Here is a 15,098-nt window from a genome sequence, read left to right as displayed (position 1 = left end):
TCCAGTAAGTGATTCGGGTGACTAAACGCAGCCAACGCATCCGCAGCTCGAAGTATGACGGTTACGAGTCGTATTGCCTGAACAACGCCCTGCCCCGCAGTAATCTCACGCCCAGCCAGCCTCCGCAGACAGACAGCAGCAACGCGCTGACCACCGGAACGGCGATCCACATCAGGTAATTAGGTTGCCACGGGAAATCGAACACTTTGCGCTGCAACAGCCATAACGCCACTTCGGCACCTATCGCCGCCGCAATGCCCGCCACCAGCCCGAGAACCGCAAATTCGCACCAGAGCGTGCGGTGCAGCATCTTTTTACTGGCACCCAGCGTGCGATAGACGATCAGTTCCTGACGGCGCTGACGCATCCCGACCTGAATCTGTGCCAGCAGCAGCAAACCACCGCACAGCATCACCAGAATCACCATCACTTCAAGCGCCCGGCTGACCTGCTGTAAGACCTGCCCGACCTGCCGCAGAATCGACCCCACATCCAGCAAGCTGAGCGTCGGGAACTGACGGTTCAGCTGCGTGATGGTGCTGTCATCGCCGTGATAACGGAAACTGGTCAGCCAGCTTTGCGGCTGGGCATCCAGCGCACCCGGCGGAAAAATGAAGTAAAAATTCGGCTTCAGGCTGTCCCAGTCAATTTTTCGCAGGCTGGTAATTTTGGCGCTGAACTCCTGGGTATCGCCGCTGAATGTCACTGTATCGCCGGTTTTCAACCCGAGGCGTCCGGCCAGCCCTTCATCGATGGATACCTCGCCCGCTTTCGGTGCGCCATTGCCCGCTGTCAGCGGATTATGATCCGGCAAGCCGTTCATCCAGGTCAGATTCAGTTCACGGTTTACCGCTTCTCCGCCCGCATCGTCCGGTTTGATTTTATCCGTCGCCATCTGACCGTTAATCTTCGTCAGGCGCGCCCGGACAATCGGATAGAACGTTTCCGGCTGCGCGTTATGCTGATGCAGGAAATCCGTCACTTGCGGAACCTGCTCTTTGGTGATGTTGAGCAGGAAGAAGTTCGGGCTGTCTGGCGGGAGTTGTTGCTCCCAACGGTTCAGCAGATCCCCGCGCATCACCAGCAACAGCGCCAGCAGCATGAACGACATGGAAAACGCCGCCAGCTGGCTGAGCGTTACCCACGGCTGACGCAGCAGACGGTTGACTGCCAGGCGCAACGGAAGCTGACGGAAAGTCAGGCGGCGCAGCAGAAGCAAAGCACCCCAGCCAATCACGCCCAACAGCAGCGATAACACCAGCACGCCGCCCAGCAACGACCACAACAGAGAGCTTCCCCCCATCAGTGCGGCCAGAAGCCCGACCACCACCAGCACCATTACCGGCAGGAAATAGCGCAGCGGCCAGACGTTCGCTACGACGTCATTTCGCAGCACGCGCAGCGGCTGAGTAGCCAGTAACTGGCGGTATGGCCGGATGCCAATCAGCAACGAAATCACCACCATCGCGCCCATCGACCAGACCCACGGCCAGCCACCGGCAGGCGGCAATTGCGCGGGAAGCACCGGTGCGAGCACTTTCATCAGAACGGCTTCAAAAGCCAGCCCGACGATGCTGCCGCAAATCCCCGCCAGCACCAGAACCGCCAGCCACTGACCAATAATCAGCTTTCGCAGCGCCTTTTTGCCGGCACCTAAGGTTTTAAGCACCGCCACCAGATCGTAACGGCTGCGGCAGTAATGCCCCATCGACACGGCAATGGCCGCAATGGAAAGCAATAGCGTCAGCAATGCCGAAAGCGTGAGAAACTGCTGTGAGCGTTGCAGCGATTTCCCCAGCGCACCGTCAGAATCTTCCATACCGGTCCAGCGCTGATCGGGTTTTAACAAACCTTTGATCGCATCACCGTAACTTTTTATCGCTTGCGGCGAACCGGCAAACATATAACGGTATGCCAGACGACTGCCCGGCTGAACCGCGCCGGTTTTCGGCACATCATCCAGATTCATGATCACGCGCGGCGCAGTCTGGAACGGGTTAAAACCGGAATCCGGCTCCTGAACAATGACACCGGCAATTTTCAGCGTTGTGTCACCGACATCCAGCTCATCGCCGACCTTCACATTCAGCAACGCCAGCAAACGTGGTGCCACCAGCACCGTTCCCGGTTCAGGTTTCAGCCCTGCCGGTTCCGTCTGCAACGCGCCGTATAACGGATACGCCAGATCGGTTGCCTTAACATCGGCTAACTGCGGCGTATTGCCCGCAAAAGTCATCGTCATAAAAGACAACTGACGGCTGACTTTCAGCCCCTGGGTAACAGCATCCTGTAACCAGGCTTCCGTGATTGGATGGGCTGATCGCAGCACGCGGTCACCGGCGATAAATTCCCGGCTTTGCTGGCCCAGCCGTTTGTCCATACGGTCGCTGATGCTGCCAAGCGCCAGTACACAAGCCACGGCCAGCGTAAGCGCCAGCCAGACGATCAGCAGCGAAGGCGATCGCCATTCCCGCCAGAACCAGCGCCAGATCATGCTTCCTCCCACAATTTCCCGTCACGCAGACGTAATCTTCGCTGGCAGCGCGCCGCCAGTTGTTCGTCATGAGTGACCAGAATCAGCGTAGTGGCCGCGTCCCGGTTCAGTGAGAAAAGCAGGTCAACGATACGTTCGCCGGTGGCGCGATCCAGATTACCGGTCGGCTCGTCGGCGAACAGCAGCTTGGGTTTGCCGATAAACGCACGCGCCAGCGCAACACGCTGCTGTTCGCCGCCGGAAAGTTGCGCAGGAAGATGATGCAGACGCCCGCCCAGCCCGAGACTTTCCAGCAACTGCACTGCCTGCTGACGGCTGTTACTGTCACTTTCACCGCGCAGCAACGCCGGAAGTTGCACGTTTTCCAGCGCATTCAGCGTCGGCACCAGCATGAAGGACTGAAATACAAATCCGACGTTTTTTGCCCGCAGCGCGGCGCGCCCTTCCTCATTGAGAGAGTTCAGGGATTTGCCGAGCAACATCACGTCGCCCGAGGTGCCGTCGTCAAGCCCGGCGAGGATCCCCAGCAGCGTGGATTTACCGGAACCGGATTCGCCAATCAGGGCAATTGTCTGGGCAGGTTTGACAACCAGCTCGACACCGGACAGGATGGTGAGCTGTCCTTCACCCTGACCGACGTGCTTACTAAGATGATGAACTTCAAGAACGTTTTCCGCTGGCATCTCCCCTTCCTTATGTTGTTGGGATTGCTGAGTTTTCGCGCCGTAGCTGCTGATAACTTACTGATTATTGGCGACAGTCTGAGCGCCGTCTATCGCCTTCCGGTGGCCGAATCATGGCCGTCGTTGCTCAATAACAAGTGGCAAAAAGAAGGGGATAAACCCACTATTATTAACGCCAGCATCAGCGGAGATACCGCCGAGCAAGGGCTGGCCCGTTTGCCGGCGTTACTGCAACAACATCATCCGCGCTGGGTGCTGATTGAACTGGGCGCGAATGACGGATTGCGGGGCTTCCCGCCACAAAACATTTCACAAACGCTGACTCAGATTATCAGTCAGGTAAAACAGGCCAACGCCGAACCGCTGCTGATGCAAATCCGCCTGCCACCCAACTACGGCCGCCGTTATGGCGATGCGTTTTACGCGATCTATCCGGCGCTGGCAAAGCAGGAAAACGTTCCGCTGGTCCCGTTCTTTATGGAACAGGTCGCCGCTAAGCCGGAGTGGATGCAGGATGACGGTCTGCACCCGGCGCTGGCAGCACAATCGTTTATTGCCAGCTGGATGGCCGACAAACTCGCGCCACTGGTGACGCAGTAGGGTTACAATAAATAATACCGTGACGTGATTAAAACCAAGACGTTACCTTTTTCACCCGACTCCCTAGTAAATCACAGCCATAAAAAATAGGGACACCTCACAGGTAAAGTTATGCAAAAAGCAGTATTAATTACCGGTTGCTCCAGCGGTATCGGACTGGTTTCCGCACAGGATTTGCGCACCCGGGGTTATCGGGTACTGGCTGCCTGCCGTAAAAGCGCCGATATCGACACGCTCCAGCAACTCGGTTTTGAGACCATTGCGCTCGATCTTGATGACAGACACAGTGTGGAACTCGCCGCAGCGCAGGTTATCGCGCTGACGGGCAACCGTCTTTACGGCCTGTTTAACAATGCCGGTTACGGCGTTTATGGCCCGCTGGATACCATCAGCCGAGAGCAGTTCGAGCGTCAGTTCTCTACCAATTTATTTGGTACACATCAGCTCACCCAGCTGCTGTTACCTGCCATGCTGCCCCACGGGGAAGGCCGGATTATCCAGACCAGCTCTGTCATGGGGCTGATCACCACCCCACGCCGTGGCGTTTATGCTGCAAGTAAATATGCACTGGAAGCCTGGTCCGATACTTTGCGTATGGAGCTACATGGCACGGGAATTCAGGTGAGCCTGATTGAACCCGGCCCGCTGAGCAGCAATTTCACCGCCAACGTAAACCAGTCACAGGCTGACCGGCCGGTTGAAAACCCGGGGATCGCGCGGCGTTTTACGCTGACGCCGGAAGCCGTTTTGCCAAAACTGCACCATGCTTTAGAAAGCCCTCGCGCACGGTTGCGGTATCCGGTCACGCTGGTCGCCCATGCGCTCACCGTGCTCAAACGCCTTTTACCTTCGCGTTTGCTGGACAAAATATTGCGCGGAAACAGCTAAGTAAAAGGTGCCGGGGGTTGAAGCCGTAAAAGCTGCCCCCATTTGATATTTAAAGCGTTAAATGATTTTGAGCCTTAAGCAGAGAGAACTGATCCATGCTTGCACAACCTACTGTTATCGATATCAACGAAACCAACCTGCACCAGACGCTGGAACAATCCATGTCGGTGCCGGTGATGTTCTACTTCTGGTCTGAGCGCAGCCAGCATTGCCTGCAACTGGGGCCGATCCTCGACAAACTGGCGGCGGAATATGCCGGTCAGCTGGTTCTGGCGAAAGTGGACTGCGATGCCGAGCAGATGATTGCCCAGCAATTTGGTCTGCGCTCTATCCCGGCGGTTTACCTGTTTAAAGACGGTCAGCCGGTCGATGGTTTCCAGGGCCCGCAGCCGGAAGAAGTGATCCGCGAGCTGCTGCAAAAAGTTCTGCCAAAAGAAGAAGAGCTGAAACTCGCTCAGGCACAGGAACTGTTGCAGGCAGGTAACGCAGCTGAAGCTTTACCACTGCTGAAAGACGCGTGGCAGCTGAGCAATTACCGCAGTGATATCGGTTTGTTGCTGGCAGAAACCCAGATCCATCTCAACCGCTCCGACGACGCGGAAGCCGTGCTGGCGACCATTCCGTTGCAGGATAAAGATTCCCGTTATCAGGGGCTGATTGCGCAGATTGAACTGCTGAAACAGGCGGCTGACACCCCTGAAATTCAGCTGTTACAACAGGAATTACAGCAGGATCCTGAGAACGCCGAGCTGGTGGTCAAACTGAGTCTGCAGCTGCATCAGGTCGGGCGTAACGAAGAAGCGTTGGAACTGCTGATGGCTCCGCTGAAAAAAGATTTAGGTGCGGCTAACGGCGCTGCGCGCAAAACGCTGATGGACATCATGGCGGCACTCGGCACCGGCGACGCGCTGGCGGCTAAATATCGTCGCCAGTTATATTCCCTGCTGTACTGATTCACGCTAAAAATTTCTTACGCACGTCGGGCACTTCCCCCCTTCCTGACGTGCGTTTTTTTTCGCCTTTTTCCCTGCCTTTTATCCCCTGAACTATCCTTTATTAATACGACGCGTTAGTTATTTGTGCGACAATTGCGCACGCACCTGACTTTCGGTGAGTGCGCCAGGGACATGTTTTTACTCGAATATTCCCCCGGAATATTCAGGACACCGTTTTACAGGAGTTTCATACTATGTTTGACCTCATTCCCATTCCTATCCTTATTCTGATCTTACTGGCGCTGCTGGTGGTTTACGCCGGGATCAAAATCGTGCCACAGGGCTACCAGTGGACCGTCGAGCGCTTTGGCCGTTATACCAAAACCCTGATGCCGGGGTTGAACCTGGTTGTGCCCTTTGTTGACCGCATTGGACGCAAAATCAATATGATGGAACAGGTTCTGGATATCCCTTCTCAGGAAGTGATTTCCCGCGATAACGCCAATGTCGCCATCGACGCCGTTTGCTTTATTCAGGTTATTGACCCGGCGCGTGCCGCCTATGAAGTCAGCAATCTGGAGCAGGCGATCGTGAACCTGACCATGACCAACTTCCGCACCGTGCTGGGCTCGATGGAGCTCGACGAAATGCTGTCACAACGCGACAACATCAACGCACGTTTGCTGCATATCGTTGATGAAGCCACCAATCCGTGGGGCGTAAAAATTACGCGTATCGAAATTCGCGATGTGCGTCCACCGGCTGAACTGATTTCTGCGATGAACGCGCAGATGAAAGCGGAACGTACAAAACGTGCCGACATTCTCGAAGCCGAAGGCGTTCGTCAGTCCGCCATCCTGCGTGCGGAAGGTGAAAAACAGTCGCAAATCCTTAAAGCCGAAGGTGAGCGTCAGTCGGCGTTCCTGCAAGCTGAAGCCCGCGAACGTGCGGCAGAAGCGGAAGCACAGGCTACCAAAATGGTCTCTGAAGCGATTGCTGCCGGGGATGTTCAGGCCATTAACTACTTTGTGGCACAGAAATATACCGATGCGCTGACCAAAATCGGCTCGGCGAACAACAGCAAAGTCATCATGATGCCGCTGGATGCCACCAGCCTGATGGGCTCAATTGGCGGGATTGCTGAGCTGCTGAAAGAAACCAAAGGCGGCAAATAATGCTTCGCGATTTCATGGCAAGTCCGCATGTGTTCTGGCTGTCTTTGGGCGGTCTGTTGCTGGCGGCAGAGCTGGTGGGAGCAAGTGGTTACTTACTGTGGAGTGGCGTAGCGGCGGCGCTGGTCGGGCTGGTGACGTGGATTTTGCCGCTGCCGTGGGAATGGCAGGGCGTGGCGTTTGCCCTTCTGACCATTATCGCCGCCTGGCTGTGGTGGAAATGGCTGAATCAGCGCACGGACAAAACCAGCGGTAATTCGGCGCTGAACCAGCGCGGACAGCAGTTAGTAGGTACTTACGCCACCGTACTGGAACCGCTGAAAAATCAGTACACGCGGGTGCAAATCGGCGACAGCAGCTGGCGGGCGTCATGCGCTTCGCCGCTGGAAGTCGGTGATAAAGTGGTGATTACGGGTGTCGAGGGCGCGACGCTGCGCGTAGAACGTCCTGCGCAGTAACGCCTGACGTTAGTGTTTGTGGCAACAGCCAGAAAGATTATCGATTATCGGGCAGTCTGCGCCGTCATCGCCGGGGCAGGATTCCGCCAGCGTCAGCAGGCGCTGGCGCATCAGCTGAAGTTCTTCAATGTGCCGCTCAATTTCGGCGGCCTTTTCTAAAGTGCGTGCTTTCACATCTGCGCTGTGGCGATCCGGATTATGGAATAACGCCACTAACTCCTGACACTCTTCCAGCGTAAATCCCACCTGCCGCGCCTGACGAAGCAACGTCAGTTCTTCGATATGTTTTTGTGCATAGCTGCGGTATCCGTTCTCGCTGCGCGCCGGTGCCGTCACCAGCCCTTTCTCTTCGTAAAAACGAATCGCCTTGCTGGTCAGCCCGGTTTTTTTTGCCACATCACTGATATTCATTTCGCCTCCGCGTCGCCCTGTTTTTGCACTTTATCTGAACAGTATACGCGTTTACTGTTTTACGAAAATCCTCAACTGTAATGCACGGTCTGTTTTTTGGTGCGCATCAGCAGCCACATGGGCAAAGGTAACGTGACGATAAGCAGGATCCACAGCAGCGAATACACCGACGTCACGCCGTCGTTTTGCAGGTTAATAAACATTTTGACCGGAATACCCTGCGGGAAATAACAGAACACCATGACAATGCCGAATTCACCAATCGCCCGCACCCACGCGATGGCAATTCCGGCAGCAATTCCACGCGAAGCCAGCGGCAACGTGAGCCGGAGAAGCACCTGAAAGGGCCTTGCGCCCAGCGTCTGCGCAGCCTCTTCGACATCACGCGGCACCGCTTCCAGCGCACCACGTGCCGAGAGAATGAAATAAGGTAACGCGCCATAAATCTGCGCCAGCACAAACGCGGGCGCATTGTTATTGAGCGTCATACCGATAGCAGAAAGCGTTTCACCCACCGAGCCGTAAGGCCCGTAAACCGACACCAGCAAAATCCCCATCGCCAGCGGAGGTGTCAGCAACGGGATCAGCACCAGCACTTCCACTAACGTACGCCAGCGTGACGACGTTTTCGCCAGCCAGAAGGCGACCGGCAGCCCAAGCAAAATGATCAGGCCAACCGATACCAGACTGAATCCAAGCGAAACCGCCACCGCGTGGCTGTCGCCATAGGCCAGGTGAAAATCTGACCACGGCGTCAGAAAAAGCAGCGTAGCAAATGGCACCATCAGCAGCACCAGTGCGGGAACGGCCAGTCCTGACGCGCGCAACTTAAAGGTTTCCGCCCTTCGGTTTGTCATAGCCGTTTTGTTCAAACAGCTTCTGACCTTTGGCGCTTTGCATATAGCTGATAAATTCTTTCGCCAGTTCAGGATGCGGCGCGTTGTTCAGGACCACCGCATAGAAGACCAGCGGCTGGGTGCTCAGCGTTTTCTCTTTGCCGGTGGAATCTTTCACGTTGAAAGTCACCTTGCTGTACCAGTCTTTCGACATCTGCGGATTGCTCAGGTTAATTTCATCCGGCAGTTTGATGTACGGCAGGTGGGCGGAAATTGTGGCGCTTTCGTAGCCCGACGCGGCATCAACCTGACCGGCTTCCAGACGGGTCAGAAGACCGCCTTCGCCCGAAATCTGCTTAGGATTCTGCACATCGCCCAGCACGGCTTTTTCCAGCCCCGGCTGTTTGTAGTAATTTTCAGCCAGCATCATGGTGAAAATTATGTTCTGTCCCTGAGGATCGCTGACCGGGTCGGTACGGCCGAACTGTAACCCCGGGGTTTGCAGCACTTTCCACCACGGCTCAGCGCCCGCTTTACCTTCTTTTATCGCGGCAAATTTTTCGGCATATTTTCCTTTCGGATTATAAGCAATGACCATGCTGGTGCTGGCCACCGGGATCGCCTGCCCGGCCATGCCGGCTTTTTGCAGAATTTCAACCGGCCCCGGCGTGATGGAAACAAAGACGTCTGCCACCACTTTTTTGGATGCCAGTAAATTTGCCATGCCATACGCGCCCTGCCCCTGGCCCTGATAATTCACTTTCTTTTCTTTCGCGAAATCCGGCCCCAGATATTTATCCATCACCACGCCCATCGAACCGGCGTAGGTGACACGGAAATCATCCGCTGCCTGTGAAATCTGTGCAACTGCCAGTCCCGCTACCAGCAACGTCGCCGGAAACCAGGTTTTTTGCATTTTTGCCATTGTAATGGTCACCCTATTTTAGATTATTACTTACCGTTATCACTGTTTTCGTTATATATCCGGACGCATAACGATAAGACAATATCAGGGAATATTTCTAAATAAATTGTAAACAGACAAAAACTGAAAAAGGTTTGATTCGTGTCAAACCGGTGCTTGACCTTCCCCTTGCTGGAAGGTTTATCCTTTGTCATGTGTAAAGTTAACCTGAGGAAAACCACCATGACGACTACCGTATTATCTCTGCAAGGCTTGTCCTGCGGGCACTGCGTCGCTTCAACGCGTAAAGCGCTGGAAGCCGTAGAGGGCACAACCGCTGTTGAAGTTTCTCTGGATAAAGCCATCGTTAAAGGCGATGCCAGCAGCCAGAGCCTGATCGACGCTGTTACCAATGCCGGTTATGAAGCACAGGTGTTGGGAGATACATCCCCAAAATCTGAGCCGCTGACCGATAAGGCGAGTGTTTTGCCGGAACCCCTGTCAGCGGCCGCGTCACCTGTTCCGGCTGAAAATCACGTTCTGCAAACGCCATCCTCAACCGACAGTGTTCAGTTGCTGCTCAGCGGGATGAGCTGCGCCAGCTGTGTCAGTAAAGTGCAGCGGGCGCTGGAAGGCGTGAACGGCGTCGAACGCGCACGGGTCAATCTGGCAGAGCGCAGTGCGCTGGTCAGCGGTGATGCTGACCAGAATGCCCTGATCGCGGCGGTTGAACGTGCGGGTTACGGTGCTGAAATTATTATTGATGAAACCAAGCGCCGCGAGCGCCAGCAGCAAACGGCGCGCAGCAGCATGATCCGTTTCAGCTGGCAGGCGGCTGTCGGCCTGGCGGCGGGTATCCCGCTGATGCTGTGGGGATTGCTGGGCGGCGAGATGATGGTGACCGCCAGTAATCAGACGGGCTGGCTGATTGTCGGCCTGCTGACGCTGCTGATCATGATTGTCGCGGGCGGCCATTTCTACCGCAGCGCGTGGAAAAACCTGATGCACGGCAGTGCCAATATGGACACGCTGGTATCACTGGGCACCGGTGCGGCGTGGATATTTTCCATTTCCGTCAGCCTGTGGCCGGATGCCTTTCCGATGCAGGCGCGGCATCTTTATTACGAAGCCAGCGTGATGATCATCGGCCTGATTAATCTTGGCCATGCGCTGGAACAACGCGGGCGTCAGCGCTCATCACAGGCTCTGGAACGCCTGCTGGATCTCACGCCGCCGACGGCGCGTGTGGTGACCCCGGAAGGCGAAAAAACGCTGCCGCTGGCCGATGTCCAACAGGGTATGACGCTGCGCCTGACCACCGGCGATCGCGTACCGGTTGACGGCGAAATCCAGAGCGGCGAAGCCTGGATGGATGAAGCGATGCTGACCGGCGAACCGATCCCGCAGCAAAAATCTCAGGGTGAAAAAGTGCATGCCGGTACGCTGGTTAAAGACGGCAGCGTACTGTTCCGCGCGGATGCGATTGGCAGCCAGACCACACTTTCGCGCATCATCAAACTGGTGCGGGAAGCGCAAAGCAGCAAACCGGAAATCGGCAAACTGGCGGATAAAATCTCGTCCGTCTTCGTGCCCGCTGTGGTGCTGATTGCCCTGTTTAGCGGTGCAATCTGGTATTTCTTCGGCCCGCAGCCACAGCTGATGTACACGCTGGTGATCGTCACCACGGTGCTGATCATCGCCTGCCCTTGCGCGCTGGGGCTCGCGACGCCGATGTCGATTACCGCAGGTGTCGGCCGCGCCGCTGAGTTTGGGGTGCTGGTTCGTGATGCCGATGCCTTGCAAAAAGCCAGTACGCTCTCCACGCTGGTATTCGATAAAACCGGGACGCTGACGGAAGGCCAGCCGAAAGTTACAGATATCTATACCTTCGGCGGCACCAGTGAACAGCAGGCACTGCGCTTTGCCGCCGCGCTGGAACAGGGCTCGCATCACCCGCTTGCACAGGCGATTGTGGATAAAGCAGAAGGTCTGATTATTCCTGACGTGCAGAATTTCCGCACGCTGGGCGGGCTGGGCCTGCGCGGTGAGGCAGAAGGCAAAACGCTGTTGCTGGGAAATCAGGCACTGATGCTGGAAAACGGTGTCGATACGCAGCAGGCCGTTGCACTGCTGGAAGCGATGTCTGAACAAGGTGCAACGCCAGTGCTCCTGGCGGCAGACGGTGAAATTGCTGCGCTGTTCGCCCTGCGGGATCCGCTGCGCAGTGACAGCGTTGCCGCACTGCAACGCCTGCATCAGCTGGGTTATCAGCTGGTGATGCTGACCGGTGATAATCAACGTACAGCGCAGGCCATTGCCGCGCAGGCAGGCATCGATACGGTGATTGCCGGTGTGCGTCCTGAAGGAAAAGCCGAGGCGATTAAAGCGTTGCAAGCAAATGGCCAGCAGGTCGCGATGATTGGCGATGGCATTAACGATGCGCCCGCACTGGCACAGGCGGACGTCGGGATTGCGATGGGCGGCGGCAGCGATGTGGCGATTGAAACGGCGGCCATCACGTTGATGCGGCCAAGCCTGAACGGCGTTGCCGATGCACTGGCGATGTCGCAGGCCACGCTGCGCAATATGAAACAGAACCTGCTGGGCGCGTTTGTCTATAACGTTATCGGTATTCCGGTTGCCGCAGGCGTACTGTACCCGCTCACCGGCACCTTGCTCAGCCCGGTTGTCGCGGGTGCCGCCATGGCGCTGTCTTCCATTACTGTTGTCACTAACGCAAACCGCCTCTTACGCTTTACCCCGAAAAAACAAGACGTTTCCCCTGTTCGCTAAACCGCTGGCGCGATAGCATGGTCTCTCATTTTTCGGGAGACCATGCACTATGGCGCAGTTCAAACGGGTATTAAGCTGGATTCGTAATCTGTTCCCCGTCGAGTATTCCTACCCCGCCATTGATATTCAGCTTCCCGGCAATCGCACCCTGCATCTGGTCGGCAGTATTCATATGGGCACGCAGGATATGCAACCGCTGCCCGCGCAACTGTTACGTCGCCTGCAAAAAGCCGATGCCCTGATTGTCGAAGCCGATATCAGCGGAACAGAATCCCCTTTCAGCATGTCCGGCGAATTCCCGCCTCTGGCCGATCGCCTGACCGAATCCGAATATCTGCACGTTGAGCGCTTATGCGAAGAGCTTGGCGTTTCTATGTGGACGCTGAACCCGCTTCCTGCCTGGCAGGTTGCGCTGATGTTGCAGGCGACACAGGCACAGAGGCTGGGCTTGCGCGGGGATTACGGCATCGACTATCAGTTGCTGCAATTAGCAAAGCAGCAGAACACGCAGGTCATCGAACTCGAAGGGCCGCAGGAACAGTTTGAACTGTTGCAGCAACTGCCCGACGACGGCAGAGCGCTGCTCGGAGATACCCTGACGCATTGGCACACCAACGCCCGCCTGCTGCAAACTATGATCAGCTGGTGGCTGGATGCTAAACCGGGGCTGGCGGTCGAACAGTTGCCGAATACGTTCAGCAACGATCTCTACGATATCCTGATGAATCAGCGCAACGTGCGCTGGAAAAAACAGCTTTCAGAACTTCCGCCGGGAAATTACGTGGTCGCCGTGGGTGCGCTGCATCTGTATGGTGAAGGAAACTTGCCTGAGCTGCTGAAGGGATAAAAAAATGGCCGGTTTTTAAGGCCGGCCAGTCAAAGAGGAATTTCATTTTTTTGTTATAGCTTCAGTGCCGGCCTTTTCAGGCGCAGCACCGGCGCGCACAGGGTAGCAACCTGTAGCGGGTCTTGGCAATAACCATTCATTGCTCTACTATTTCCCCTCCGCGTAATAAAGATACTTTGTTGTTAAATTTCATCAAATTGAGCTGATGACGATTTTTCGAACAAAAAAGCATAATAAGGAGACAGGTATGACCCCTGCCGTATTGCTCCTGGAAAAAAATAAAGTCAGTTTTACTCTTCATCCGTATGAACACAGCAGCGACGAAACCAACTTTGGCGACGAAGCGGTGAAAAAGCTCGGGCTTGATGCCCGTCAGGTGTATAAAACCTTGCTGGTTTCACTCAATGGCGATCCCAAAAACCTGGCCGTTGCCGTCACGCCAGTGGCGTCGATGCTGGATCTCAAGAAAGTCGCCAAAGCGCTCGGTGCCAAAAAAGCCGATATGGCCGATCCCGCCATCGCACAGCGCGTAACCGGTTATCTGGTGGGCGGCATCAGCCCGCTGGGGCAGAAAAAACTGTTGCCGACCGTCATCGACAGCCCCGCGCAGACTTTCTCCACCATTTATGTTTCAGGTGGTAAACGCGGGCTTGATCTTGAACTGGCGGCAGGCGATCTTTGCCGCTTACTGAAAGGCCAGTTTGCAGAGATCGCGAAAGCCGGCTGACCGGTTCCACTCATCCCTACACATAAAACAAGACAGGTTCATCTGCTATGACCGACAATACGGCCACGCCAGATAGCCCGCAGAAAGACGCAGTCAAAAAGACTGCGTTTTCTATTCTGGCGGCGATCAGCGTTTCTCACCTGCTCAATGACATGATTCAGTCGCTGATTCTGGCGATCTATCCGTTGCTGCAAAACGAATTCTCACTCAGTTTTACCCAGATTGGCCTGATCACGCTGACGTATCAGATTACCGCGTCTCTGCTGCAACCGCTGATTGGCTATTACACCGATAAACATCCGCAGCCGTATTCGCTGCCCGTCGGCATGGGCTTTACGCTGTCGGGCCTGCTGTTACTGGCCGTGGCGCAAAGTTTCCCGGTTGTGCTGCTGGCGGCCGCGCTGGTGGGGACCGGTTCATCGGTGTTCCACCCGGAATCGTCTCGCGTGGCGCGTATGGCCTCCGGTGGGCGTCACGGGCTCGCGCAATCGCTGTTCCAGGTCGGCGGGAATTTCGGGGCATCGCTCGGCCCTTTGCTGGCGGCATTAATCATCGCGCCTTACGGTAAAGGCAACGTCGCGTGGTTCTCGCTGGCGGCGCTACTTGGGATTGTCGTATTACTGCAAATCAGCAAGTGGTATCGCCAGCAGCATCAGATAGCGAAAAAACGCGGGCCGGTGAAAAATACCGTGACCGTGTTACCGCGTAAAACCGTGGCGATGTCGCTGGGGATTTTACTGGTGCTGGTGTTCTCGAAGTATTTTTATCTGACCAGCCTGAGCAGCTACTACACCTTCTATCTGATCCATAAATTTGGCGTCTCGGTGCAGAGCGCGCAAATCCATCTGTTCGTTTTCCTGTTCGCCGTGGCAGCTGGCACCATTATCGGCGGGCCGGTCGGAGATAAGATTGGGCGAAAATACGTCATATGGGCATCAATTCTCGGCGTTGCACCGTTTACCCTGCTTTTACCGCACGCCAACCTGATGTGGACCAGCGTGCTGAGCGTGATTATCGGCGTAATCCTGGCCTCTGCGTTTTCGGCTATTCTGGTGTTTGCGCAGGAGCTGATGCCGGGGAAAGTCGGTATGGTGTCCGGCCTTTTCTTTGGGCTGGCCTTCGGGATGGGTGGCCTCGGCGCTGCCGTTCTGGGCTATGTGGCGGACAGAACCAGCATCGAGCTGGTCTATCAGATTTGTGCCTTCCTTCCGCTGTTAGGGATACTGACCGCATTCCTGCCCAATATTGAACGTAAACACTCCTGAAGTTCCTGCCTGACGCTGCCGATATTCTGTTACCGGCAGCGTCAAAAACCCTTACGCCCTTGATATCTGCCTGATAAAACCCATT

At 55.7% G+C, this 15,098-nt stretch carries 14 protein-coding genes; 9 read left to right on the top strand and 5 right to left on the bottom strand.

Translation table 11 applies throughout. From position 1 onward, the window contains the following. Positions 1-61 precede the first annotated feature (61 nt). Positions 62-2,494: a putative ABC transporter permease subunit YbbP gene (gene ybbP / locus CWS43_RS04060; protein WP_101075541.1), complete on the bottom strand. Its 2,433-nt coding sequence runs from the start codon at positions 2,492-2,494 to the stop codon at positions 62-64. Further along, complete coding sequence (ybbA, locus tag CWS43_RS04055; protein WP_101075540.1) at positions 2,491-3,177, bottom strand: putative ABC transporter ATP-binding protein YbbA; 687 nt, start codon at positions 3,175-3,177, stop codon at positions 2,491-2,493. The genes ybbP and ybbA overlap by 4 nt, the downstream gene beginning before the upstream one ends. On the opposite strand from ybbA, the gene tesA reads away from it, so the two are divergent. The 5 genes from tesA to CWS43_RS04030 all read left to right on the top strand — a co-directional run bounded on the left by tesA (position 3,148) and on the right by CWS43_RS04030 (position 7,230). After that, on the top strand, positions 3,148-3,777 hold the full coding sequence (gene tesA / locus CWS43_RS04050) for a multifunctional acyl-CoA thioesterase I/protease I/lysophospholipase L1 (protein WP_101075539.1): 630 nt from the start codon (positions 3,148-3,150) through the stop codon (positions 3,775-3,777). The two genes, ybbA and tesA, sit on opposite strands and share 30 nt — an antisense overlap. A gap of 111 nt (positions 3,778-3,888) precedes the next feature. Continuing rightward, positions 3,889-4,665 carry an SDR family oxidoreductase gene (locus CWS43_RS04045; RefSeq protein ID WP_101075538.1) on the top strand — a complete coding sequence of 259 codons (777 nt, stop codon included), beginning with the start codon at positions 3,889-3,891 and terminating at the stop codon, positions 4,663-4,665. A 95-nt stretch (positions 4,666-4,760) separates the two neighbouring features. Continuing rightward, entirely contained in the window at positions 4,761-5,618 is an 858-nt protein-coding gene (locus CWS43_RS04040) for a co-chaperone YbbN (RefSeq protein WP_101075537.1), read from the top strand. Between the two features lie 236 nt (positions 5,619-5,854). After that, on the top strand, positions 5,855-6,775 hold the full coding sequence (locus CWS43_RS04035; protein ID WP_101075536.1) for an SPFH domain-containing protein: 921 nt from the start codon (positions 5,855-5,857) through the stop codon (positions 6,773-6,775). Further along, positions 6,775-7,230 carry an NfeD family protein gene (locus CWS43_RS04030; RefSeq protein ID WP_101075535.1) on the top strand — a complete coding sequence of 152 codons (456 nt, stop codon included), beginning with the start codon at positions 6,775-6,777 and terminating at the stop codon, positions 7,228-7,230. The genes CWS43_RS04035 and CWS43_RS04030 overlap by 1 nt, the downstream gene beginning before the upstream one ends. Before the next feature lie 9 nt (positions 7,231-7,239). Here the strand turns inward: CWS43_RS04030 and cueR are convergent, their stop codons facing one another. The 3 genes from cueR to CWS43_RS04015 all read right to left on the bottom strand — a co-directional run bounded on the left by cueR (position 7,240) and on the right by CWS43_RS04015 (position 9,393). Further along, a complete protein-coding gene (gene cueR, locus CWS43_RS04025) occupies positions 7,240-7,641 on the bottom strand; it encodes a Cu(I)-responsive transcriptional regulator (RefSeq protein WP_101075534.1) in 402 nt (133 codons plus the stop codon). 71 nt (positions 7,642-7,712) lie between these two features. Beyond that, positions 7,713-8,498 carry an ABC transporter permease subunit gene (locus CWS43_RS04020; protein WP_198555764.1) on the bottom strand — a complete coding sequence of 262 codons (786 nt, stop codon included), beginning with the start codon at positions 8,496-8,498 and terminating at the stop codon, positions 7,713-7,715. Beyond that, entirely contained in the window at positions 8,470-9,393 is a 924-nt protein-coding gene (locus CWS43_RS04015) for an extracellular solute-binding protein (protein WP_232776676.1), read from the bottom strand. The genes CWS43_RS04020 and CWS43_RS04015 overlap by 29 nt, the downstream gene beginning before the upstream one ends. A 231-nt stretch (positions 9,394-9,624) precedes the next feature. Here CWS43_RS04015 and copA point away from each other — a divergent pair, with 231 nt between their 5' ends. From copA to CWS43_RS03990, 4 genes are all read left to right on the top strand, one after another. Next, positions 9,625-12,174: a copper-exporting P-type ATPase CopA gene (copA, locus tag CWS43_RS04005; RefSeq protein ID WP_101075530.1), complete on the top strand. Its 2,550-nt coding sequence runs from the start codon at positions 9,625-9,627 to the stop codon at positions 12,172-12,174. 49 nt (positions 12,175-12,223) lie between these two features. Further along, a complete protein-coding gene (locus CWS43_RS04000) occupies positions 12,224-13,021 on the top strand; it encodes a TraB/GumN family protein (protein ID WP_101075529.1) in 798 nt (265 codons plus the stop codon). A gap of 247 nt (positions 13,022-13,268) precedes the next feature. Then, a complete protein-coding gene (gene ybaK, locus CWS43_RS03995) occupies positions 13,269-13,748 on the top strand; it encodes a Cys-tRNA(Pro)/Cys-tRNA(Cys) deacylase YbaK (RefSeq protein WP_101075528.1) in 480 nt (159 codons plus the stop codon). Positions 13,749-13,795: 47 nt separating this feature from the next. Beyond that, the gene (locus CWS43_RS03990) at positions 13,796-15,013 is read left to right on the top strand and encodes an MFS transporter (RefSeq protein WP_101075527.1); all 1,218 of its coding nucleotides are present in this window, start codon (positions 13,796-13,798) and stop codon (positions 15,011-15,013) included. Positions 15,014-15,098 lie beyond the last annotated feature (85 nt).

The sequence above is a fragment of the Rahnella sp. AA genome, assembly GCF_002834385.1.
Taxonomy (GTDB): domain Bacteria; phylum Pseudomonadota; class Gammaproteobacteria; order Enterobacterales; family Enterobacteriaceae; genus Rahnella.
The sequence above is the reverse complement of the archived record's forward strand: the minus strand, read 5'-3'. Positions and strand labels throughout refer to the sequence as shown.

Bases quoted from the DNA above. Each gene is read 5' to 3' on its own strand.
- CWS43_RS04030 (WP_101075535.1), top strand. From the start codon at position 6,775: ATGCTTCGCGATTTCATGGCAAGTCCGCATGTGTTCTGGCTGTCTTTG.
- CWS43_RS04045 (WP_101075538.1), top strand. From the start codon at position 3,889: ATGCAAAAAGCAGTATTAATTACCGGTTGCTCCAGCGGTATCGGACTG.
- CWS43_RS04040 (WP_101075537.1), top strand. From the start codon at position 4,761: ATGCTTGCACAACCTACTGTTATCGATATCAACGAAACCAACCTGCAC.
- ybbA (WP_101075540.1), bottom strand. From the start codon at position 3,177: ATGCCAGCGGAAAACGTTCTTGAAGTTCATCATCTTAGTAAGCACGTC.
- CWS43_RS04015 (WP_232776676.1), bottom strand. From the start codon at position 9,393: ATGCAAAAAACCTGGTTTCCGGCGACGTTGCTGGTAGCGGGACTGGCA.
- CWS43_RS04035 (WP_101075536.1), top strand. From the start codon at position 5,855: ATGTTTGACCTCATTCCCATTCCTATCCTTATTCTGATCTTACTGGCG.
- CWS43_RS03990 (WP_101075527.1), top strand. From the start codon at position 13,796: ATGACCGACAATACGGCCACGCCAGATAGCCCGCAGAAAGACGCAGTC.
- tesA (WP_101075539.1), top strand. From the start codon at position 3,148: ATGAACTTCAAGAACGTTTTCCGCTGGCATCTCCCCTTCCTTATGTTG.
- copA (WP_101075530.1), top strand. From the start codon at position 9,625: ATGACGACTACCGTATTATCTCTGCAAGGCTTGTCCTGCGGGCACTGC.
- CWS43_RS04000 (WP_101075529.1), top strand. From the start codon at position 12,224: ATGGCGCAGTTCAAACGGGTATTAAGCTGGATTCGTAATCTGTTCCCC.
- ybaK (WP_101075528.1), top strand. From the start codon at position 13,269: ATGACCCCTGCCGTATTGCTCCTGGAAAAAAATAAAGTCAGTTTTACT.
- CWS43_RS04020 (WP_198555764.1), bottom strand. From the start codon at position 8,498: ATGACAAACCGAAGGGCGGAAACCTTTAAGTTGCGCGCGTCAGGACTG.
- ybbP (WP_101075541.1), bottom strand. From the start codon at position 2,494: ATGATCTGGCGCTGGTTCTGGCGGGAATGGCGATCGCCTTCGCTGCTG.
- cueR (WP_101075534.1), bottom strand. From the start codon at position 7,641: ATGAATATCAGTGATGTGGCAAAAAAAACCGGGCTGACCAGCAAGGCG.